The sequence below is a fragment of the Sporosarcina sp. YIM B06819 genome (assembly GCF_033485175.1).
GTDB lineage: Bacteria > Bacillota > Bacilli > Bacillales_A > Planococcaceae > Sporosarcina.
Genome location: NZ_JAWLIQ010000001.1, coordinates 104,718 through 126,403, shown reverse-complemented (window position 1 = coordinate 126,403; position 21,686 = coordinate 104,718). Strand labels below are relative to the sequence as shown.

The window sequence follows — 21,686 nt, the reverse complement described above, 5'->3', positions numbered from 1 at the left end:
ACAATAAGAGAGGCTGAACCGGAAAAAGCGGCTCAGCCTTTTTTCATTGATCGGAAAGACTTAGAAGGAGTTGTAATTCCTCTTCCGTCAACTCTCGGTAAGAACCAAGTGGTAGATTTTCATCCAATGAGAGAGGCCCCATGGATAGTCGTTTTAAATAGACAACCTGTTTACCCACCGCCACAAACATCCGCTTCACTTGATGAAACTTTCCTTCCGTAATTGTCAATTCAATTTCCGATACGTCTGCGGATTTCAAGATTCGCAGCTTACCTGGCTTCGTTAAATAAGCATCATCCAGTATGACACCTTCCGCGAATCGTTCCACATCTTCTTCGGTCACAACACCCTCAATATGTGCATAATACGTTTTTGGCACACCTTTTTTCGGAGATAATAAATTATGAGCTAGCTTGCCATCGTTCGTTAGCAACAGAAAACCTTCTGTATCCTTATCCAACCTACCAACAGGAAACGGTTCAAAATGCTGACTATCCGCATCTAACAAATCGATGACTGTTTGATCATGTTTATCCTCCGTCGCAGACAACACCCCCTGCGGTTTGTTCATCATTAGATAAATGAATTCTTTATAGACAACGCGCTCACCGAGTATCGTCACTTCGTCTTTTTCTGTATCAATGTGCAATGCGGCATCTTTTACCGCTTCCGCATTGACACGGACCGCACCTTTTTTCAATAACTGTTTCACTTCTTTACGCGAGCCGAAGCCCATATTGGATAATAATTTATCTAGTCGCATGCAATTTTATCTCCTTAACCCTAGCTTGTTGGTCAATCGTGTTAAGCGATCGCCGAATAATTTTTGTGCCAAACCTGTTTTGAATGACAAATAGCCGTAAATAGCCGCACCGACAATCGTGCAAATCAAAATGTATAGAAACGCATGCATTTTTCCACCTGCGGGACTGATTGCTGTCAATCCTTTTAACGAGGCAATTACCGCAATAAACATGGCCACATTTAATAAAAAAATGAGAATCAATCGCCTAAACACCATCTTAGACCTATAGTTTAAAGTCTTTTTAATAATTAGGATATTGATACCAACCGCTATGGTGTAGCCGATTGTAGTTGCCAGAATTGCTCCATTTGTTTCAAATAATTTGATAAGCGGGATATTGAGCGCCAATTTGAAAAGTAAGCCAAGCAATGATGTGAAAACAATCCACTTATGACGATCAATGCCTTGTAAAATCGCAGCTGTCACCGTGTACAAACCAAACAAAATCGCAACAGGGGCGTAACTTGCTAAAATTTCTGCACCCATCACATCTTTTTCATAAAGGAATAAATATAGCTCATTAGATAAAACCATCATTCCAATTACCATAGGAATCGTTAGAAACAACATAATTTGATACGTTTGATCAAGTGAACGTGAGATGCCATTTTGATCTTTTTTCGCATAGTATCCTGTAATGACCGGAATAAGTGCCATTGAAAATCCTGTAGCAACCATGACGGGAATCATCACGATTTTATGCGTTAAAAAATTCAGCATTGTAAAATAGTCATCCGTCACACTCCCTAGTCCTATAGAATCCATCGCGTCGTTGAAAGTAATCATATCAACAAATTGATAGAGTGGGTTAATGACTCCCACGAGAATGAAGGGAAATATATAAGCAAATAACTCCTTATACATACTCCTAAACGACACATCTTCTGCTGGTGGACTGTTCGCTAGTAGATGATCGAACTCCGGTTTAAAACCTCTCCAATACTTATATAGAACCGCTCCCCCTGCAAGCGCTCCTATAAATGCAGCGAATACTGCGAAATTAACGGCCGTTCTTGGCGATCCATCCATAAGATTGACAACTATAAATGCCCCAGCAAGCACAAAAATAATCCGCACAATTTGTTCCACTAACTGTGAAACGGCAGTTGGCTCCATCTTCTGATAGCCTTGCAAAAAACCGCGTGCAAGACTCATCATGGGTACAACAAGCAATGCAAAACTTACCCACCGGATGACGGAAGCAATTTCGTTAATGGTGAAATCTTGTTCATCACTTTTCCGCACGAGATGGGCAAGCGGCTCCGCTAAAGAGTAAAGGACCAGAAATGATAAGACGCCCGTAATGGCCATGACGCTCATGCCAGACTTCATCAATTTCCGTCCAGTCGCATAATCACCAAGTGCATTATATTTTGCAACGTATTTTGAAAAAGCGAGTGGTGCTCCTGCAATCGCAACAGACAGTGCTATATTATACGGAATATATGCATATTGGTAGAGCCCTACACTTTCTAGCCCAACGATTGCATAAAACGGAATAACATACAACAGCCCAAGCGCTTTTGAAAGAAATAACCCAATTGTTAATATCGCAGTGCCTTTTAAAAGATTCGATGACATTTTTTATCCTTCCATTCTCCTATCAATTACGCCTCGGCGTAATTGCGTCCGGATTTTTTTCGAGCGAGCTCGAAAAGTTCCCCTAAAAAATCCGTGACATCCGCCGGAGGCTTTACCTGTATTCAACTGAAAACAGGTAAATCTACTTCATACAGTTTACCCTCAAGAAATGTTTTTCACAATAATTATCGGTCATTTGTGTATAATGAAGAAAAACTGAAAGTGTGGTTTCTAATATGTATGACGTCATAATCATCGGTGGAGGTCCATCAGGATTGATGGCTTCTATCGCTGCGGCTGAAAATGGTCGCAAAGTTCTACTGCTCGAAAAAGGAAAAAAACTAGGTAACAAACTAGCGATCTCTGGCGGGGGACGCTGTAATGTAACGAATCGACTGCCACAAGAAGAAATCGTGAAAAACATTCCAGGCAACGGTCGATTTTTATATGGACCGTTCTCCGTATTTAATAATGAAGACATCATTCAATTCTTTGAAGGTCTTGGTGTCGCGTTGAAAGAAGAGGATCATGGTAGAATGTTCCCCGTTTCCAATAAGGCAAAAGATGTTGTCAATGCATTGCTAACGGAAATGGATCGTTTACACGTTGAAGTTCGACTAGAGACACGAGTTAAAAAATTACTAATGGATGATGAACAAATTCTAGGTGTCAGACTAGATTCTGGCGAGGAAATCCGCTCACAGGCTGTCGTATTAGCTGTCGGCGGGAAAGCAGTTCCTCAAACGGGTTCAACAGGAGATGGTTATCCATGGGCTCAAAAAGCCGGCCATACAGTGACAACACTCTACCCTACGGAAGTGCCTCTATTATCCAACGAGCGATTCATCGTCTCAAAAGAATTACAAGGCCTTGCTTTACGCGATGTCGCCGTTTCTGTCTTGAATGCCAAAGGCAAAACATTGATTACCCATCAAATGGACATGCTGTTTACGCACTTCGGATTGAGTGGCCCTGCCATTTTACGTTGTAGCCAATTCGTCGTCAAAGAACGCATGAAAAATGGCAATCAGCCTGTTGAAATGCGCATCGATTCACTGCCTTCGATGAATGAAGAAAAAGTATTTCAAATGTTACATGCCATGCTAAAAGAAGATTCAACAAAAGCTATAAAAAATGTGTTAAAAGGACTCACACCTGAACGCTGGTTGCTCTTTTTATTCGACCAAGCTGGTATTGATCTAGCCGAAACGGGCGCTCAAATGTCCGCTGAGAAAATGCGTGCACTGGCAAAATTATTAAAAGCCTTCTCGATGAACGTCAATGGCTCACAGCCTATTGAAAAAGCCTTCGTCACAGGCGGCGGTGTGTCTGTGAAAGAAATTGTTCCGAAGACGATGGCATCGCGTAAAAAAGACGGTCTTTATTTCTGCGGTGAAATTTTAGATATTCACGGTTACACAGGTGGCTATAATATTACGTCGGCGCTGGTTACCGGACGAATTGCCGGGATGAGTGCTGGAGAATATGCTTTGGGGCAATGATCTTGGCGAACCGGGATACCTTTTTAGCAAACTGGACTACCTTTGTGGGAAACTGGGCTACCCTGTAGGAACTGTACGACCTATCTATGCTGTTAATCCCATTAACTACACAACAAAAAATCCGCGGAAGAGGCGAATCACCTCTTCCGCGGATTTCTTTATTTTAATTAACCAGCAACAACAATATTAATCAGTCTTCCTGGAATCGCGATAACTTTTTTCACTTCTTTACCTGCAAGAAGCTCCTTGACTTGCTCATCTTCCACGGCTAACTTTTCAAGCTCGTCTTTTGTCACATCTTTTGATACAACGATTTTCGCACGAACTTTACCGTTAATTTGAACAGCCATTTCAACTGTATCATCGACTAATTTCGTTTCATCATACGTTGGCCATGCTTCATACGTAATCGTATCGCTATGACCTAATTTCTCCCATAACTCTTCCGCTAAATGCGGCACAATTGGAGAAATCATTTTAACGAAGCCTTCCACATATTCTTGTGGAATTGAATCAGCTTTATAGCCATCGTTAATGAACACCATTAACTGAGAAATCGCTGTGTTATTGCGCATTGCTTCAAAGTCTTCGGTCACTTTTTTCACCGTTTGATGATAGACTTTTTCAAGCTCGCCGCCTGGCTCGCCGTTAATTTTTGCACTCAATGTGCCATCTTCATTGACCAATAGACGCCATACGCGGTCAAGGAATCGACGTGCGCCATCAAGACCATTTGTCGTCCATGCTTTTGAACCTTCTAGCGGTCCCATGAACATTTCATACAAACGAAGTGAATCTGCTCCGTGTGAATGAACAATATCGTCAGGATTGACAACATTACCTTTTGATTTCGACATTTTTTCATTACCTTCACCAAGAATCATTCCTTGGTTAAATAATTTTTGGAATGGCTCTTTCGTATGAACCACACCAATATCGTACAACACTTTATGCCAGAATCGTGCATATAGCAGGTGAAGAACCGCATGTTCTGCGCCACCGACGTAAATGTCGACTGGCAACCAACGTTTCGCCAACTCTGGATCAATAATCATTTCATCATTATCAGGATCGATGTAGCGCAAGTAATACCAGCAGCTACCTGCCCATTGTGGCATTGTATTCGTCTCACGACGACCTTTCATGCCTGTCACCGGATGGACTACGTTCACCCATTCCGTAATATTCGCCAGTGGTGACTCACCTGTACCACTCGGTTTAATGTCATCTGTCACCGGTAATTTCAACGGCAAATCAGCTTCGTCAACTGGTGTCATCGTGCCATCTTCCCAATGAATAATTGGAATCGGCTCTCCCCAATAACGCTGTCTCGAGAATAACCAATCACGTAGACGGAACGTAATTTTCTTCTCGCCTTTGCCTTGTTCAACAAACCAAGCGATTGCTTTGTCAATCGCTTCTTCTTTGCCTAAGCCATCCAATAAGCCCGAATTGATATGCTCCCCATCTCCAACATACGCTTCATTCGCAACATCGCCACCTGCTACAACTTCAATGATTGGCAGATTAAATTCTTTCGCAAATTCATAATCACGCTCATCATGTGCAGGAACTGCCATAATTGCACCTGTACCGTACGTAGCTAACACATAGTCTGCAATCCAAATCGGCATTTTTTCGCCACTTGCTGGGTTAATGGCATAAGCACCGGTGAATACACCCGTTTTCTCTTTTGCCAAATCCGTACGTTCTAGATCACTCTTCATTTTCACTTCATTCAAATATTTTTCAACCGCTTGTTGTTGTTCAGCTGTCGTAATTTTAGCAACCAACTTATGCTCTGGTGCCAACACCGCATAAGTCGCACCGAAAATCGTATCCGGACGTGTAGTGAATGCCTCGAATGATAAGTCAGTGCCATCAATGTCAAACGTCAACTGTGCGCCTTCTGAACGACCAATCCAGTTGCGTTGCATATCTTTCAAGCTTTCCGGCCAATCCAATTCATCCAAATCTTCTAACAAGCGATCCGCATAATTCGTAATACGCAATACCCATTGACGCATTGGACGGCGCTCAACCGGGTGTCCACCACGCTCTGATAACCCATCAATAACTTCTTCGTTGGCAAGAACCGTGCCAAGCGCAGGACACCAGTTAACAGCTACTTCATCTACATAAGCTAAGCCCTTATTATACAGTTGAATGAAAATCCACTGTGTCCATTTGTAGTACGAAGGATCTGTCGTATTGATTTCGCGATCCCAGTCATACGAAAAACCTAGGTCATTCATCTGACGTTTAAACGTCGCAATATTTTTAGCTGTAAATTCAGCAGGATCATTACCTGTATCTAATGCATACTGTTCCGCCGGTAAACCAAAGGCATCCCATCCCATCGGATGCAACACATTATAGCCCTGTTTGCGTTTAAATGAACTCAAAATATCTGTTGCGATATAGCCGAGCGGATGCCCAACGTGAAGTCCAGCTCCTGATGGATAAGGGAACATATCTAGCGCAAAAAACTTCGGTTTCGACGGATCATCCGTCATTTTAAATACCTTATTATCTTTCCAATATTGCTGCCACTTCTTTTCAATTTGACCGTGATTGTAACTCATGTATAACTCCTCCTATTCAAAATCTGTGACATCCGCTGAATGAAAATAAAAAACTCCCGTCCCTTAAAAATATAAGGGACGAGAGTACTATAATTCCCGCGGTGCCACCCAAATTGACGACAATGCCGCCCAACTTGACTCCTTAACGCGGAAAACGGCACGGGTTACTAATGGATTAATAAATTCACCAATGCAGGCTCCAAGGCGAGTTCATCTCTGTCGTACAGGCTTTCACCAACCGCCTGCTCTCTAAAATCGACAGCAAAGATTACTATTCCTCATCAATGCCAAAGCTATTGCTATTAGTTTACCCGAATCTTATCATTTTAACAACAATCATTTTCCACCTTCAATAACATCTTTAACAATCAATGGCGCTTCCGTCGAATCAACGACCTCTTGAATTGTGAAACCTTCGAAAACTTCTTTCAATTCTAATCCTGCAGGCGTCACATCTATCAATGCACGCTCCGTAATAATTTTATGAACGACAGCTTTCCCCGTTAAAGGAAGTGAGCAATGTTTTTTAATTTTGGCAGAGCCATCTTTCGCAACGTGATCCATAATGACGATGATTTTCTTCGCGCCGTGCACAAGATCCATCGCACCGCCCATGCCTTTAATCATCTTGCCAGGAATCATCCAATTGGCAAGATCCCCTTTTTCAGACACTTCCATCGCACCCAGGATTGCTACATCGACATGTCCCCCGCGGATCATGGCAAAGGATTCCGAACTATTAAAATAAGCAGAGCCCGGAATAGTCGTCACCGTTTCTTTCCCTGCGTTAATCAAATCAGGGTCCACTTCATCTTCAGTCGGATAAGGGCCAATACCCAGCAGTCCATTTTCCGATTGTAGCACGACTGTTTTATCGGCCGAAATATAGTTCGCAACAAGTGTTGGCATGCCAATACCTAAATTGACGTAGTTGCCATCTTCGATTTCTTGTTCTGCTCGTCTCGCTATGCGTTCCCTTATGTTTACTTGTGTCATGCTCAAAAGTCTCCTCCCCTTAGCGTGTTGTCAGACGTTCAATGCGCTTTTCTTGCACAGCTTGCAATAACCCTTGCACGTAGATACTTGGTGTGTGGACTATCGCCGGATCCAAATCACCCGTTTCAACAATTTCTTCCACTTCTGCAATCGTGAACTTGCCAGCAGCAGCCATCATTGGATTGAAGTTTTGCGCTGTTTTATTGTAAATAAGGTTACCGAACTTATCCGCTTTCGCTGCACGAATCAGCGCAAAATCTGCACGCAACGCTTTCTCAAGCACATACTCTTTCCCGTCAAACATACGAATTTCCTTACCGTCTGCAACGACTGTCCCAACACCTGCAGGCGTGTAAAACGCGGGAATACCTGCCCCACCCGCACGTATTTTTTCAGCAAGTGTGCCTTGCGGCGTTAGCTCCACTTCGATTTCGCCTGACAGCACCTGACGCTCAAACTCTTTATTCTCCCCTACATACGAGCCAATCATTTTCTTAATCTGCTTATTTTTCAGTAGAAGTCCAAGTCCCCAATCATCGACTCCACAGTTATTCGAAATAACTGTTAAATCCTTTACTCCTTTGTCAACAAGTGCCAAGATAAGCTGTTCTGGAATGCCTACTAATCCAAAGCCGCCAACCATTAATGTTGCACCATCTCCAATACTTGTAACCGCTTCCATAGCTGATGAATAAATCGGTTTCATACTTTCATCCCCCTTATACTAATAGTACATGTTCCTTCCAATTGAATATAGTCGTTCTTTTAAAAGGTTATTTTGCTAAATTCAAAGTATGTCTACCCACTTTTAAATAATCTACACTCTTTATATCACAACTTAAATTACAAGCCCACCATCGATACTCAATATGGTACCCGTAATAAATTTTGCTTCATCTGATGCAAGAAATGCATACCCATTTGCCACATCTTCTACCGTACCCATCGCATTCAGTGGAGATTTACTCTTCATCATTTCTTGAACTTTTTCCGGAAGATTTTCCGTCATTTCCGTACTAATAAATCCAGGTGCAACAGCGTTTACACGGATACCATGTTTACCTAGCTCTTTGGCCCATGTTTTCGTCATACCGTTCACACCCCATTTGGCAGCGGCATAATTAGTTTGACCAAAGTTTCCGTATGTACCAACAATAGAAGAAGCATTTAAAATAACCCCACTTCCTTGTTCTTTCATTAGAATGGCAGCTGCCTGAGCCACATTAAATACTCCTTTTAGATTGACATCAATTACATTATCCCATTGGTCTTCAGTCATTTTTAAAATTTGAGCATCCTGTACAATTCCTGCATTGTTAATCACAATGTCTACATTTCCAAAATGCTCGCTGGCTTCTTTAAATAAATTCAAAACTTCCGATCTCTTTGTGACGTCCACTATGACTTTTAATACGTCCTGACCCATTTCAAAAATTTCGTCCGCAACACGATCCAAATCTTCTCGATTAATGTCTACTAAAACAACTTTCGAACCTTCTTCTGCAAACTTTTTAGCCGTCGCTGCGCCAATTCCTTTGCCAGCCCCCGTAATGAGTGTGACTTTATTCAATAATTTCATAGTAACTCCACCCTTTAATGATAGTTAGTGAGAAAATGATTAGTTCAATCTATAACAATTAATATATTATGAGTCGATCAAGATTTATTCCATACTATCTGATTTCAGCCATTTTTTTCATTGCCTTTAACTGATTGATTAATCTTTTATTAAATCTTTCTTTTGTAAGTAAAACCTCTTCTGCTTCATATTTATAAAAACCTTCACCAGTCTTAATTCCCAATTTTCCTTCATTCACTTTTTCTTTTAATAATTTACTTGGTTCTGTTGTGCTTTCAATGTCTTTCAGTATGTTGTTGACAGAAGTATACCAAATATCCAATCCGCCTAAATCTGCGATTTCTAAATGGCCTGTTGTTGCATATCTAAATGCTGGCCCGGCCTGTAATGCCTTGTCAATATCTTCAGGAGCGGCGGCTCCCATTTCAATAAGTGAAAAGACTTCTCGGGCGATTGCTTGTGCAATTCGATTGGCAATTAGCCCTGGAATATCCTTCAGAACCTTTACAGTTGTTTTATCAATGGACTCATACAGTTTTTCAATTTGTCCATACGTTGAATCTGGCATATTCCCAAAGTAAGACAGCTCAACTATCGGCATTAAATGCGCTGGGTTATACCAGTGGTTAACAATCACTTTCTCTTTTCGCTCTACCGAAACGTATTTAGTCATCTCAGAAAGTTGCAATGTAGATGTATTACTCGCAAGAATCGTATGTGGCGGGCAAAGCTCATCCAATGTTTTAAAAAGTTCTTGCTTTAATCCAATTTCCTCAAAAGTTGCTTCAATAACATAATCTCTATCTATTACACACTGCTTCAAATCCGTTACTAGCGTAATTCGATTTAGAATCGACTGTACGACACCAGGTTCAATAAACTTCTCGAGTGCTAATAACTCAAGCTCTGCTTCTATTTCTTCTTTTGCAATAGCTAAACGTGTTGCATCATTATCAAATAAGTTTACCTCGTAACCATGTATTGCGAATGACTCTGCTATTCCATGCCCCATCGTTCCAGCACCTAATACAGCAATCTTTTTCAGCATCATTAGACATCCTCTCATTCATAATATGCTCTTATATCTTAATACCCAAAAAGCGGAGGAAGAACAACAAATGCTAGAGAAGTGACTACGAACCAGATAGCCCAAATAAATGCCATGAGTCCCCATACATCTTTAAGTTTCATACCTACAATTGCGAGAGCAGGAATTGCATACAGTGGTTGTAATAGATTTGTAGCTTCATCACCATAAACAAATGCATTTGCAATAAGTCCAATATCCACTTTCAACGCCTGAGCTGCTTCGATAAGAACTGGACCTTGAATAATCCATTGTCCGCCTTGTGAAGGTACGAATAAGTTAATGAAAGAGGCAGACCAATACGTAAATAAAGGAAGAGTACCAGTAGTAGCTACTGCAAGCAAAGAATCCGCCATTACTTTTGTTAAGCCAGTTCCAGCCATAATCCCCATAATACCACCATAAAAAATGAACATAACCATAATCTCTGTTGCAGATGTAATTGAGCTTTTAAAGGCTCCCATAAATGATTCTGGAGTGTTATATAGAAATAAACATAAAACAATAAAAAGAAATATCGCAAAATTTAAATCTAATGACCCAATAACTCCTTTCGTTATAAAGGAGTTGATAATTACTACAATTCCAACTGCCCCAAAGAAGTACATTAAAAATCTTCCACTATTCATGCGATCCGCCGGAGTTCTATCTTCTTTCACTATTACAGCGTCTGCTTTTGCTTGCATTTCTTTTAGCGCAATATCATTGTCTTTCGTTTCATCGTATGAAACAACTTCTTCCAAAGGAGGCTTAATAAAGATAGAGATTAATAATGTCACAATCAAAATAATAAAAAAAATTACTGTGTTAATAGGATTATATGTCGTTTCAAACTGAGTAAGTATACCTATTTGATCCTCTAGAAAATGCCCTGGCGTAGCAAGTAATGCATAGACAGAAGCAGTTGGTGACCAACTTTGCCCTAAAAGCATTGCCGAATAGCCAAGAGCGATCAACAAAGGGAAATGTAATCCCTTCACATGGACAGAAAGTTTCTTAGATAAAATAGCCGTCAAGATTAGAGCAAATGCCCAGTTAACAATACTTGCTGAGACTGCGACTAACATTAAAACAACAACTGCAACTACTCTAGATTGCGTTAACTTTGCAACTTTCACTAAAAGTTTATCGACCTGTGGGGCCTTGGCGGCGGCTCCACAAGCAATAACCATAATAGACATCTGAAATGCAAATGCAATCATATTCCATAACCCGCCATACCAGCTTGTAACAACTTCAATTGGACTTGCTATAAATAAGCCCATCCCCATAACTACTACCGTCAAGATTAAGCTAAATACCAATGTTTCAGGAATATATCTATCAGCTGCAAATTGAAACCTCTTCGAAATTTTCCACAACATAGCTTTTCACCCACCTCTTCTGCAGATAGTTATCTTTTTTTCAGTCCTAAAATCTCCCTTGCTTCATTAGGAGTTGCAACTTCTCTTCCTAACATAGTCGATAAATCGACAATCCGATTAACAAATTGTGCGTTTGTTGTTGCCAGTTCACCTTTTCGGTAATATACACTGTCTTCCATCCCTACACGCACATGACCACCTAGTAAAATGCTCATTGTATTGATCGCAAGCTGATCTTTAGATGCACCAATCGCTGACCAAGTAGCACCTGGAGGAATACTATCTACCAAGAACATTAAATTTTTTGGAGTGGCTGCCATTCCACCATGTACACCTAATACAAATTGAAAGTGAAGTGGCTCTTCAATTAAACCTTTTTTCACAAGACGCATCGCATTGTGAATCATGCCAACATCAAAAATCTCGATTTCCGGTCTGATTTTCCTTTTCTGCATGATTATAGCTAAATTCTCTAAAAAGGTAGGTGTATTATAAAAAACCTCTTTGCCAAAGTTCATTGTTCCCGCATCAAACGAAGCCATTTCAGGGTTTAGTTCACATACTCGAAGACGTTCCTCATCATTCGATTTCAAACCACCTGCTGTCGTTAAATTTAAAATAATGTCACATTTATCTGTAACTCGATCGATGACTTCTTTATAGACGTTTACATCAAGAGTATTCTCCCCATTTGTATCCTTTACGTGAATATGTCCAATCGCAGCTCCCGCTTCCCAAGATTCAATAACCGAATCCGCAATTTCCTTCGGTGTAAAGGGTACATAAGGTGTAATTTCACGAGTTGTTGCCGCTCCTGTTGTCGCAGATGTAATAATTAGTTTTTTCATCATAAAATCCCCCAGTTCATAGTTTTATCCTAACTAAAATCAATTACGCCTTGATATTCTTTCATACTTTTCTTTGGTAATACCCTATAATTCACTGTTTTATGAGCCTATGTTTAGTCACTTGAAACAACAACATATTTAAATTTCAGTAGATTTTTTAGCCATTTCCAATCTTAGCTGGTTTCATTTTTTCTACTATTATTTCCTCATTTCTTACTTCCCTAATTGCAGCTTCAGTGTTCTCACTTACTTCAACTTCAAAGTACGGCTCATACGCTTCTACAGGTGGCTTCTTCCCAACATAAATAGCGATGAGAACTCCAACGAATGAAATACAAAGCGCAATCACAAATGGATTAGTTGCTCCCATCATTTTTGCAATAATAAATACTGAGGTCCCAACAATTATGTTCGTATATGCAGCTAACGCGTTCATTCGCTTCCAATATAAGCCGAGATAAACCACGAAGAAAAATGCAGCTCCGAATCCAGCATAGACATAAGTGAAACCCATAGCCAATAATACCGGTGGCTTGACCGCACTTAATACAGCAAGTACTCCAAGTATATAAACCGTTAATCGTAAGTTATTTCTTGAATTTTTTTCAGATTTTTTCTTATTCTTAAAAATGTTTTGATATATATCGTAATACAAAGATGTTCCAGCATGTAGTAACATTGAATTCGCCGTTGATACTGCTGCCGCACATAAAGCAACTAATGTCATTGCCCCTACTAATGGATGCGCAAAATTCATAATGACCATCGGCATAATATAATCCGTAGTTTGTCCAATTGGCATACTAGGGATTAACGTTTTCGCTCCTAATCCAATAATAATTAGTGGGACAAAGATCGCGACTAACAAAACCATTGAAATCATCATTTGCATTATCGCTACTTTCACTGATTTCGGTGCTAACATTCTAGAAACCCAGTGAGGTGAAACCGCAGCACCAAGGGAGTTCGAAATAAAGATTGAAAATAAAGCTCCCAAACCAAATGTCCCTGCCGGAGTAAGTAGAATACCTTTTGAAAGACTTTCTCCACCTTCAATAGTTGGAGCCGTAGTCGTGGCTAGTGTATCAAAAATATTAGCGAAACCACCCGTTGCACTTAATACGGCAAACGCACCTAAAACAACTCCAATAATGATCAATACAGTATTAACCGAATCCGTCACTGCTACTGACCAAAAACCACCAATACTTGTGAAAATAAGGAAAATCAAAAAGGCAAAGATAGCTATTTCATATTTAATACCCGTAATTGAAGAAAAGACAATTCCAAAACCTACAACTTGCAAATGTGTAAATATGAAATATCCAACAACCATTAATGCAGCAACCAGAGTTCTTAAATGACTTTTTTTCTTGAGTGGTTCATATCGAAATTGAATAAACTCCGGAAAAGTTCGTGCAGGCGACTTTGGTCTCCGAACTTTGTATGCTACGATTGGAATTAGCGCTGTACCAAAAAACCAGCCCGCAACCCAACCAATAATTGCCGCTACCCCTGAACTATATAAATAACCTGGGACTCCCATTACAGATGCAACGCTTACCCAAGTCGCTACCGATGTACCTACACCAATCATTAATCCCATCCGATGACCGCCTGTGGTGAAATCAGACAATGATTCCACTTTCCTTAAACTCGCTAAGCTCGTATACACGATAAATAAAAGATACAAGGCAAAAACAGCAATATACCACATACCAAAACCCCCTTATTTAAATAACTTTCCAGAAGCACCCCAACGCTCAACGCCTGACTTCTCTATTTTATATAATAGAAAAGTACCTATGCTTAACCCCAATATAACAACGATCACCCATATCCATAATGTAACAGCCATCCCACATCACACTCCTATGTGTATTTCTTTATTCAGTCGTTCGAAATGAATCAGATTATCAGACATTTTAGGAACTATCTTTTCTTTTTCAGCAGCTAATACAAGCTTGACAACCAAATCATTGAAAGGAGTAGATACCCCACTATCCTCTCCCATTGCAGACACATATCCATTAATGAAATTAATTTCTGTTTTTATTTTTTTCTCTAAATCTTGTAACATACTAGCTTTCAAACTTTTATGAGGCGCCCATACTTCCTCATAAAAAGCCATTTTCTCATTGACATTATGATTCTTAAGCTCCAAAAACTCCATGTCTTTCCCCTGCATCAGTGCAAGCCTAATTTCTTTAGCGTGTGCGACCTTAATCGTTTCATCGGCAATATATGCAAGGCTAGTCATCGCAATTTTATTTTCCATAACATCGCCAAATGTACAACCAAGAGCCGCAGACATTCCACTAAACGTCGCATTCATTAATAGCTTAGACCACTTGACTCCTAAAATATCTGAATCTATATTACACTGTCCAACATGTTCTAATACTGCCTTAACTTTCTCTAGACGCGGTGTCAACTCACCATTTATTTCTCCAATATCAAATGCATACTTTCTAACAGCTTCCCACTCAGTCGTAAGCTCAGATACACCAGGCCCCTTCCAAGTCGCACCAAAACCAACAACTCCGCCTATTGTGCGCTCAGCTCCGATAATAGATGAAACCAAATCTTCTGGTACACCATTTTGTAATGTACAAACAATACTCTTTGCATGTAAATGTGGAGATAATTGCTCAAGCGATTCCTTGTTATAAACTTGTTTTGTTAATAAAAAAACCAAATCATAACTATCTGTCAAATTATCAGGTGTAAACGCTTTCACTTTTACCGTCTTATTAACAAAACCAGTTAACTTCGCACCTGAGCTATTCAACTCCTCAACATGAGCCTTATTAATATCTATTAAATCAACATTTTCTCCTCCCTCCGTTAGTAAAGCTCCAATTATAGTACCCAATGATCCCACACCCATTATTCCAATCTTCATCATGTAGTCCCCCCACGTATAAATTGCTTTACCCAACTAAGATAAAAGATTAGACAAGCATTTGACACTTTGTCTACTACAATAACCTAGGGGCAATGAAGCTAATTCTCTTTTAACTTAACCAGTGAATTATGGTATACATTAAAAAATAAGCCAATGGATTTCTCAACTTTTTCTTGTATGAATAATTTATCCAAACCCTCATCATCATCCCCTTCAGATGTAAACGCTCTCCTTCGATTGAACATTAATTGCAAAAACGATTCACTTACTATAAAATATATTCAGACCGTAGTCTAGTTATAATTAGACTGTAGTTCGATTGTATTTCAAGTGATAATATTCTGTCAACTATAAATTTGGAGTGATTTTTTTGATTACACAAAAAAACAAACAAACTAGAGGAAAGAAAACACAAAAGAGAATTTTGGAAACTGCTTTGAAATTATTTACGGAAAAAGGCTATGATAAAGTAACCGTCGAAGATATTTGTGAAAAAAGCGGATCATCAAAAGGTTCTTTTTATCAGCATTTCACATCTAAATCAACTATATTTTTAGTAAAATTCTTTGAAGTGGATGACTATTATACACAGGTAATAGAAACTATGCCCGAAGGTATCGACGTGTATGAAAAGATAACAATATTTTTTCACGAGGCCATGTGCTTTATTAATGACCATATGGGTAAGGATCTAATGAAAATCATCTATAGCTCTGCGCCACTTTCAAAAGAACATACTTATTTCTTAAACAAGGATCGTGAACTAACTCGCATTTTTATATCTTTTGCCGAAGAAATCCAGAGAACACAACCAATTGATTCTACTTCTCAAATTGAGAATCTATTAATGATGATGAATCAAACTATGATGGGTGCTATATACTATTGGAGCATAAGCCAAGACGATCGCAGTTTGCCTGATTCAGCTCACTACATTACAGATACGATGATTAGAGGACTGAAGGGGCTAAACTAGAATTATTTACTTTTAAGCCTTTTTACAACCAAAAGAAAAAGCAAGAGTCTATATCGGAGATTACCTCCTCAGATTCTTGCTTTCCAATATAACCACACAACAATACTGTTTGGTCTACTTTTTCATTTTCCATCTGCATGATTCTCCCAAAAATGTTAAGGTTGGACCCCCATGGAAAAGATAAAAATTAACTCCCCCCCGGTTCATATCCCGCTTTTTTCAACGGCCGATCATATAGAAGTGTAGGAATAATAGCAATACTGACTAATGCTGTCAATATGAACAGCATTACTTGCATGCCGTATAAATCGACTAGTACACCGCCTGCAAATGGACCAATCATCCGACCAATGGTTGCCGCAGAATTGACAATTCCTTGATAAAAGCCGTCCCTCCCCTTCGGCGCAAGCTTACTAGCAAGCGTCGGTATGGCTGGCCACGCAAACATTTCCCCAAACGTCACGATCATCATCGACACGACAAACATTTTAAACGACCCAGCAAAGCTAACGACAATAAATGAAATAAGGAAGATGACAATCCCTATGACAACCTGAGCCTTCAACTTGTGCTCCAATCGCTTAATAATCGGATTAATGAGAGGTTGCCCAGCAACAATTAATAACCCATTCAACGTCCAAAGGAAACTATACTCTGTTAATGTCACACCGAGTGATAGGGCGTGCGTCGAAATCGTTGTCGACCATTGTGAATAAATCAGCCATGTCAGCAAATAACCCGACGTCACAATGAGCAGCGCATAGAAAGGCGCCTTATGCTTGATTTTCTTCTTCTCCCGAATCACATTAGTATGTCTATCTGGCGCAATTTCGAGTTTTTTATAACCAAAGAATGCGATAAGGAAAAACAGTACGTAAAAGAATAAATTCGCTGAAAAAATATAGTCAATGCTGGCAACTGCAACAAAACCAGCAAGAGCAGGTCCAATGGCCACCCCAACATTTTGTGCAAGATAGATGGAGTTAAACGCTTTTCGTCCGCCTTCTGGCCAAACTGTCCCTACCATTGCGTACATACTAGGGAAAACGATTCCTCCACTAAACCCTAGTAGCGTCAAAAAAGTGACGTAAGGGTACCAGTCATGTCGAAATACTAGACCAGCCAACGCAATCATAGAAAGAAGAATCCCTCCTATTATCGTTCGATAGCCACCAAAACGGTCAAATAAATAACCGCCCAGCAAATTTCCTACAACCCCCGCGCCAGCGTTTGCCATGAGAACAAGCCCTGCGACCGATAACGATTTCCCTAAATAATCATGCATATAGATTGTATTCAACGGCCATAGAAATGAGTTTCCCATGACATTGATAAACATTCCAATTACAAGAAGCCATACTTTTTTAGGCATAATCTGCCTCCGTTCATTTAAAGTTACAATATTGAGTGTATTCTTTTTTTTGCAATTCAACAATACGTACACAAGATGTTCCATAATTCAGATGATACACCTGTATCAATTACGCCAAGGCGGAATTGCGTCCAGATTTTGAATTGCGCTTGTGCCTGCAGGATGCAGGTATGCAACCATTGACGCAGGACGCGGCGCTCTTTGGTTGCCTTCTAACTCCATACAAAATCTGTGACATCCGCCGGAGGCTTTAACAGGGAGGAATTGAACTTCATTCCTCCTTAATGCAGCGGGGGTGAATTTCCGCTGCATTAAGTTAAAAACATGATACAATGTACTATTAGAGGAGATGAATTCTTTGGAAAATAATCTATTCCCGTTTCCGTCTGAAGGAAAACGATATCATACATGGTCACGTCACTTGAAAGATGAATTTGGCTTTAAGGTGATGAAAGTTGCACTGGATGCTGGGTTTGATTGCCCAAATCGGGATGGTACTGTTGCATTCGGTGGTTGTACGTTTTGCAGTGTAGCGGGGTCTGGAGACTTTGCTGGCGATCGCGTCGATCCGATTGATGTCCAATTCGCGGAAATCAGTGAAAGAATGCATAAAAAATGGAAAGACGGCAAATACATGGCCTATTTCCAAGCGTATACAAATACACATGCACCACTGCCAAAGCTAAAAGAAAAATTTGAGGCGGCACTCGCACAAGAAGGTGTCGTTGCTATGTCGATTGCCACACGCCCCGATTGTTTACCTGATGATGTCGTCGATTACTTAGCAGAATTACATGAACGGACGTATTTATGGGTAGAACTCGGTCTACAAACGGTTCATGAAAAGACAGCCAATCTCGTTAACCGTGCGCATGATTTTGCTTCTTATGTCGAAGGAGTTGAAAAACTACGTAAGCGGGGCATTCGTGTTTGTACGCATATCATTAACGGCCTACCACTTGAAGATTACGATATGATGATGGAGACAGCTCGTGAAGTGGCAAAACTAGACGTTCAGGGCATCAAAATCCATCTGTTGCATTTATTAAAAGGAACACCGATGGTCAAGCAATATGAAAAAGGCCAATTGGAATTTCTAGAAAAAGAGGAATACATTAATCTTGTCGCAGATCAACTGGAAATCCTACCGCCTGAAATGATTGTCCACCGCATCACAGGCGATGGTCCGATTGAGTTGATGATTGGCCCGATGTGGAGTGTCACAAAATGGGAAGTGTTAAACGGTATTGACAAAGAACTCGAGCGCCGTGGCAGCTGGCAAGGAAAACATTTTGCAAGGACGGATGAATAAATATGAAACTACTACGTATCCTGCCTTTCGCAAGACAGTTACTCCACGATACAGTCGTTCCTGGAGAAACCGTCATCGACGCGACGGCAGGTAATGGTAACGACACGGAATTTTTAGCCCAATTTGTTGGTGAAGACGGACATGTCATCGCATTCGATATCCAACAAGCCGCACTCGACGCCACTGCTAATCGCCTTGGCGACTTAAATGAGCGTGTCACTCTTGTGCTAGACAGCCATGACAATGTTGAACAATATATCAACGGGAAAATCGGCGGTGCCATTTTCAACCTTGGCTACTTGCCACATAGTGAAGATTTGTCCATCGTCACAACGCCTAACTCAACGATAAAAGCCATCCATACAATGCTTGGCATGCTGAAAAAAGGAGGAATTATTGCGATTTCGGTCTACGATGGGCATGAAGGTGGTCAAGAAGAACGTGACGCCCTTCTCGCCTATGTAAAAAATTTACACCAAGCGGATGTCCACGTTGCTCGATACGAAATCCTCAATCAGCGTAATAATCCACCATTCCTTATCGCCCTTCAAAAGATGAAGGAATTTGAGACAGTTAGGCAAGTGGATTGAATTAGAAAAAGGTTGCCACATTTATCTATGGCAACCTTTTTCTATTCAAAAATTACGAATATCTGCAATCGGACCAACCACTTTGAAATCTTCATGTTCCATAAATGCAATCAATTTCTTCGCCGTCTGTTCTGCCGTACTTAACAAACCTTGCTCTTTATAGTCAATAAACCGCTTAAGTAATGGAAATACCTCTTCCTGACTCGCTCGAATTGTTTCCTGCATTCCCGTGTCAATGATGCCCGGTGCGATAGAAACAATATCAACAGGATACGCTATATTTGTCTGTTCAAGCGCAACAACTCGTGAAAAATGATCAAGTCCCGCTTTTGTTGTACAGTACGTTCCCCATCCTTCATACGCATTACGCCCTGCCCCAGATGAAATATTGACGATTCGTTTAGTGCCGGTAAAATCCTTCAGCTTCGCAATAAAAGCATTCGATAAAATCATCGGCGCAGTCAAATTGACAGCCATCGCTGTTGTCATATCCTCAGCACTTATGGATCCTATTAATCCAATCGGGTCAACCATACCAGCGTTATTCATAAGCGTAAAACTAGTCGCCATCTTACGATTTTCATCAATCAATGAAACAATCAGCTCAGTTAGACTACCTGTTTGTGCTAAATCAGCACAAACAAAATCCTCTACGTCCGCAGGCACTGTCCTCGCAATCCCAATCACTTTATTCCCTTTTGAGCGAAGCTGTGTTGCCAGTTCCAGCCCAATCCCTTTCGAAGCACCTGTGACGATAAACACATCCATTTGTTGTTCCCCTCCGTAAGCTCTCATGATTGTTTGTTAGAACGATTCATTTCTCTAAGTGTATCACTCCACAAACGGCTATTAAATCAGATAAGTACCGTTTTGATTATTCAACATAAAAAACCAACTCTCCCAAAGGAAAGTTGGTGCTTATTCAATTATTCAAGTATTTTTATCTTAACTTCTTTACGGCCCCATTTATACGCTTCGGTTTTTGTTGAGAAAAACACATCAATCTTATTGCCTTTGATGGATCCCCCTGTATCTCCCGCGATGGCGTAACCGTAGCCTTCTACATGGACTTTCGTTCCAAGTTTAATGACATCTGGATCAACAGCGATAATCTTCATATCTGGATTACTTTTTAAATTAATGCCCGTTGCAGTCACGCCCGAGCAACCGTTACAATTTGCAGTAAATGCACTTGCGGACACAGTGAATTCTTTGACAACTTTGTCTTCATCCGAGCGCGAAGGTGTTTTTGCAACAACTTTCTTCGATGTAGCTGTCTTTTTAACTGTATTCCCTTTAGAGACGACTGTTAGTTTCTGTTTAGGATGAATTATTGTCGATTTTAAGTTATTCCATGCTTTTAATTTAGATACGGATACATGATGCTTCTTTGCAATTTCGGATAACGTATCCCCACTCTTCACTGTATAAGTTGAAGGTGCTGCCCAGCTTTCATTTGCCCCGGTGACCAATAACGCAATCGTAATGATGAGTGTTCCAAGAATTTTTCTCAAGTACTCTACTCCCTGCTTTTTTAGTCTATACTTATCTTAGCAGGCTTATATTACAGCAACATTACAGTTCTTTACCTTTCCCGTTACAAAAAAGCGATGCAATATTACATGATTGGAGTGGTGTATAATGAAAACAGCATCCATTCGCAAGGCAAACAAAAACGATGCAAAAGGCATTGCAGACGTGCTCGCAAAGAGCCAATGGTTTACATATACCAAACTTTACAGTGAAGTTTATATTCAAAAACTGATTGACCAATATTACAATGTGCAACGTATTGAGCAAGAAATCGTCTTCATTAGCGATGAATGGCATGGCTATTTTATTGCGGAAATGGATGGAAAGATTGTCGGAGCTATTGGGGGTGGGATGAATAATGATACGTCGGGCGAGGTGTATGTGCTCTATTTAGATCCTACGTTACGGGGACAAGGCATCGGTACTCGACTGCTTGACTTCTTTACGAAAATCCAAAAATATACATACGGTGCACAACAACAATGGGTGTCTGTTGCCAAAGGAAACGACTATGGCATCCCTTTCTACGAGGCTCGTGGGTTCATCTTTCAGCATGAGGAATTGGCATACGGAACAATAGAAGAGGATCAGGACATATCCTTAAAATATAGACGTGACATTTAAGGTGTCTAGCAAAGAAAGGTGACT

General features: G+C 40.3%; 20 protein-coding genes and 1 other annotated feature. Of the genes, 5 read left to right on the top strand and 15 right to left on the bottom strand.

The window, feature by feature from the left end; genetic code table 11:
- Positions 1–43: 43 nt before the first annotated feature.
- Together R2B72_RS00655 and R2B72_RS00650 are read right to left on the bottom strand one after the other, a co-directional pair.
- Complete coding sequence (locus tag R2B72_RS00655; RefSeq protein ID WP_318614164.1) at positions 44–763, bottom strand: pseudouridine synthase; 720 nt, start codon at positions 761–763, stop codon at positions 44–46.
- A 6-nt stretch (positions 764–769) separates the two neighbouring features.
- On the bottom strand, positions 770–2,386 hold the full coding sequence (locus R2B72_RS00650; protein ID WP_318614163.1) for a polysaccharide biosynthesis protein: 1,617 nt from the start codon (positions 2,384–2,386) through the stop codon (positions 770–772).
- Between the two features lie 236 nt (positions 2,387–2,622).
- On the opposite strand from R2B72_RS00650, the gene R2B72_RS00645 reads away from it, so the two are divergent.
- Positions 2,623–3,888 (top strand): NAD(P)/FAD-dependent oxidoreductase, encoded by a 1,266-nt coding sequence (locus R2B72_RS00645; RefSeq protein WP_318614162.1) that lies wholly within the window; start codon positions 2,623–2,625, stop codon positions 3,886–3,888.
- 167 nt (positions 3,889–4,055) lie between these two features.
- Here the strand turns inward: R2B72_RS00645 and leuS are convergent, their stop codons facing one another.
- The 10 genes from leuS to R2B72_RS00595 all read right to left on the bottom strand — a co-directional run bounded on the left by leuS (position 4,056) and on the right by R2B72_RS00595 (position 15,252).
- A complete protein-coding gene (gene leuS, locus R2B72_RS00640) occupies positions 4,056–6,473 on the bottom strand; it encodes a leucine--tRNA ligase (protein WP_318614161.1) in 2,418 nt (805 codons plus the stop codon).
- A 71-nt stretch (positions 6,474–6,544) separates the two neighbouring features.
- Positions 6,545–6,767, bottom strand: a binding site (T-box leader).
- Between the two features lie 42 nt (positions 6,768–6,809).
- On the bottom strand, positions 6,810–7,469 hold the full coding sequence (locus R2B72_RS00635) for a 3-oxoacid CoA-transferase subunit B (protein ID WP_318614160.1): 660 nt from the start codon (positions 7,467–7,469) through the stop codon (positions 6,810–6,812).
- A gap of 19 nt (positions 7,470–7,488) precedes the next feature.
- On the bottom strand, positions 7,489–8,175 hold the full coding sequence (locus R2B72_RS00630) for a CoA transferase subunit A (RefSeq protein ID WP_318614159.1): 687 nt from the start codon (positions 8,173–8,175) through the stop codon (positions 7,489–7,491).
- A gap of 132 nt (positions 8,176–8,307) precedes the next feature.
- Positions 8,308–9,048: a 3-oxoacyl-[acyl-carrier-protein] reductase gene (fabG, locus tag R2B72_RS00625; protein WP_318614158.1), complete on the bottom strand. Its 741-nt coding sequence runs from the start codon at positions 9,046–9,048 to the stop codon at positions 8,308–8,310.
- A 94-nt stretch (positions 9,049–9,142) separates the two neighbouring features.
- A complete protein-coding gene (locus R2B72_RS00620) occupies positions 9,143–10,099 on the bottom strand; it encodes a 3-hydroxyacyl-CoA dehydrogenase family protein (protein WP_318614157.1) in 957 nt (318 codons plus the stop codon).
- A 35-nt stretch (positions 10,100–10,134) separates the two neighbouring features.
- The gene (locus R2B72_RS00615) at positions 10,135–11,499 is read right to left on the bottom strand and encodes a TIGR00366 family protein (protein ID WP_318614156.1); all 1,365 of its coding nucleotides are present in this window, start codon (positions 11,497–11,499) and stop codon (positions 10,135–10,137) included.
- Between the two features lie 29 nt (positions 11,500–11,528).
- Positions 11,529–12,347 carry a 3-keto-5-aminohexanoate cleavage protein gene (locus R2B72_RS00610; RefSeq protein ID WP_318614155.1) on the bottom strand — a complete coding sequence of 273 codons (819 nt, stop codon included), beginning with the start codon at positions 12,345–12,347 and terminating at the stop codon, positions 11,529–11,531.
- 157 nt (positions 12,348–12,504) lie between these two features.
- A complete protein-coding gene (locus R2B72_RS00605; protein WP_318614154.1) occupies positions 12,505–14,064 on the bottom strand; it encodes a sodium:solute symporter family protein in 1,560 nt (519 codons plus the stop codon).
- A gap of 12 nt (positions 14,065–14,076) precedes the next feature.
- Positions 14,077–14,205 carry a hypothetical protein gene (locus R2B72_RS00600; RefSeq protein WP_318614153.1) on the bottom strand — a complete coding sequence of 43 codons (129 nt, stop codon included), beginning with the start codon at positions 14,203–14,205 and terminating at the stop codon, positions 14,077–14,079.
- A gap of 6 nt (positions 14,206–14,211) precedes the next feature.
- The gene (locus R2B72_RS00595; RefSeq protein WP_318614152.1) at positions 14,212–15,252 is read right to left on the bottom strand and encodes a 2-dehydropantoate 2-reductase; all 1,041 of its coding nucleotides are present in this window, start codon (positions 15,250–15,252) and stop codon (positions 14,212–14,214) included.
- A gap of 373 nt (positions 15,253–15,625) precedes the next feature.
- On the opposite strand from R2B72_RS00595, the gene R2B72_RS00590 reads away from it, so the two are divergent.
- Positions 15,626–16,231 carry a TetR/AcrR family transcriptional regulator gene (locus R2B72_RS00590; RefSeq protein ID WP_318614151.1) on the top strand — a complete coding sequence of 202 codons (606 nt, stop codon included), beginning with the start codon at positions 15,626–15,628 and terminating at the stop codon, positions 16,229–16,231.
- A 187-nt stretch (positions 16,232–16,418) separates the two neighbouring features.
- Here the strand turns inward: R2B72_RS00590 and R2B72_RS00585 are convergent, their stop codons facing one another.
- Positions 16,419–17,603, bottom strand: coding sequence for an MFS transporter (locus R2B72_RS00585; RefSeq protein ID WP_318614150.1), 1,185 nt, complete (start codon positions 17,601–17,603; stop codon positions 16,419–16,421).
- A gap of 358 nt (positions 17,604–17,961) precedes the next feature.
- Here R2B72_RS00585 and R2B72_RS00580 point away from each other — a divergent pair, with 358 nt between their 5' ends.
- Positions 17,962–18,915: a TIGR01212 family radical SAM protein gene (locus R2B72_RS00580; RefSeq protein ID WP_412177765.1), complete on the top strand. Its 954-nt coding sequence runs from the start codon at positions 17,962–17,964 to the stop codon at positions 18,913–18,915.
- A gap of 2 nt (positions 18,916–18,917) precedes the next feature.
- On the top strand, positions 18,918–19,505 hold the full coding sequence (locus tag R2B72_RS00575; protein ID WP_318614148.1) for a class I SAM-dependent methyltransferase: 588 nt from the start codon (positions 18,918–18,920) through the stop codon (positions 19,503–19,505).
- 45 nt (positions 19,506–19,550) lie between these two features.
- Here the strand turns inward: R2B72_RS00575 and R2B72_RS00570 are convergent, their stop codons facing one another.
- Together R2B72_RS00570 and R2B72_RS00565 are read right to left on the bottom strand one after the other, a co-directional pair.
- Entirely contained in the window at positions 19,551–20,273 is a 723-nt protein-coding gene (locus R2B72_RS00570; RefSeq protein ID WP_318614147.1) for an SDR family NAD(P)-dependent oxidoreductase, read from the bottom strand.
- A 158-nt stretch (positions 20,274–20,431) separates the two neighbouring features.
- The gene (locus tag R2B72_RS00565; protein WP_318614146.1) at positions 20,432–21,019 is read right to left on the bottom strand and encodes a 3D domain-containing protein; all 588 of its coding nucleotides are present in this window, start codon (positions 21,017–21,019) and stop codon (positions 20,432–20,434) included.
- A 127-nt stretch (positions 21,020–21,146) separates the two neighbouring features.
- Between R2B72_RS00565 and R2B72_RS00560 the strand changes: the two genes are divergently transcribed.
- Entirely contained in the window at positions 21,147–21,662 is a 516-nt protein-coding gene (locus tag R2B72_RS00560; protein ID WP_318614145.1) for a GNAT family N-acetyltransferase, read from the top strand.
- Positions 21,663–21,686: the final 24 nt, after the last annotated feature.

Coding starts and splice junctions, on each gene's coding strand:
- R2B72_RS00655 (WP_318614164.1), bottom strand. CDS start 763: ATGCGACTAGATAAATTATTATCCAATATGGGCTTCGGCTCGCGTAAA.
- R2B72_RS00650 (WP_318614163.1), bottom strand. CDS start 2,386: ATGTCATCGAATCTTTTAAAAGGCACTGCGATATTAACAATTGGGTTA.
- R2B72_RS00645 (WP_318614162.1), top strand. CDS start 2,623: ATGTATGACGTCATAATCATCGGTGGAGGTCCATCAGGATTGATGGCT.
- leuS (WP_318614161.1), bottom strand. CDS start 6,473: ATGAGTTACAATCACGGTCAAATTGAAAAGAAGTGGCAGCAATATTGG.
- R2B72_RS00635 (WP_318614160.1), bottom strand. CDS start 7,469: ATGACACAAGTAAACATAAGGGAACGCATAGCGAGACGAGCAGAACAA.
- R2B72_RS00630 (WP_318614159.1), bottom strand. CDS start 8,175: ATGAAACCGATTTATTCATCAGCTATGGAAGCGGTTACAAGTATTGGA.
- fabG (WP_318614158.1), bottom strand. CDS start 9,048: ATGAAATTATTGAATAAAGTCACACTCATTACGGGGGCTGGCAAAGGA.
- R2B72_RS00620 (WP_318614157.1), bottom strand. CDS start 10,099: ATGATGCTGAAAAAGATTGCTGTATTAGGTGCTGGAACGATGGGGCAT.
- R2B72_RS00615 (WP_318614156.1), bottom strand. CDS start 11,499: ATGTTGTGGAAAATTTCGAAGAGGTTTCAATTTGCAGCTGATAGATAT.
- R2B72_RS00610 (WP_318614155.1), bottom strand. CDS start 12,347: ATGAAAAAACTAATTATTACATCTGCGACAACAGGAGCGGCAACAACT.
- R2B72_RS00605 (WP_318614154.1), bottom strand. CDS start 14,064: ATGTGGTATATTGCTGTTTTTGCCTTGTATCTTTTATTTATCGTGTAT.
- R2B72_RS00600 (WP_318614153.1), bottom strand. CDS start 14,205: ATGGCTGTTACATTATGGATATGGGTGATCGTTGTTATATTGGGGTTA.
- R2B72_RS00595 (WP_318614152.1), bottom strand. CDS start 15,252: ATGAAGATTGGAATAATGGGTGTGGGATCATTGGGTACTATAATTGGA.
- R2B72_RS00585 (WP_318614150.1), bottom strand. CDS start 17,603: ATGCCTAAAAAAGTATGGCTTCTTGTAATTGGAATGTTTATCAATGTC.
- R2B72_RS00575 (WP_318614148.1), top strand. CDS start 18,918: ATGAAACTACTACGTATCCTGCCTTTCGCAAGACAGTTACTCCACGAT.
- R2B72_RS00570 (WP_318614147.1), bottom strand. CDS start 20,273: ATGGATGTGTTTATCGTCACAGGTGCTTCGAAAGGGATTGGGCTGGAA.
- R2B72_RS00560 (WP_318614145.1), top strand. CDS start 21,147: ATGAAAACAGCATCCATTCGCAAGGCAAACAAAAACGATGCAAAAGGC.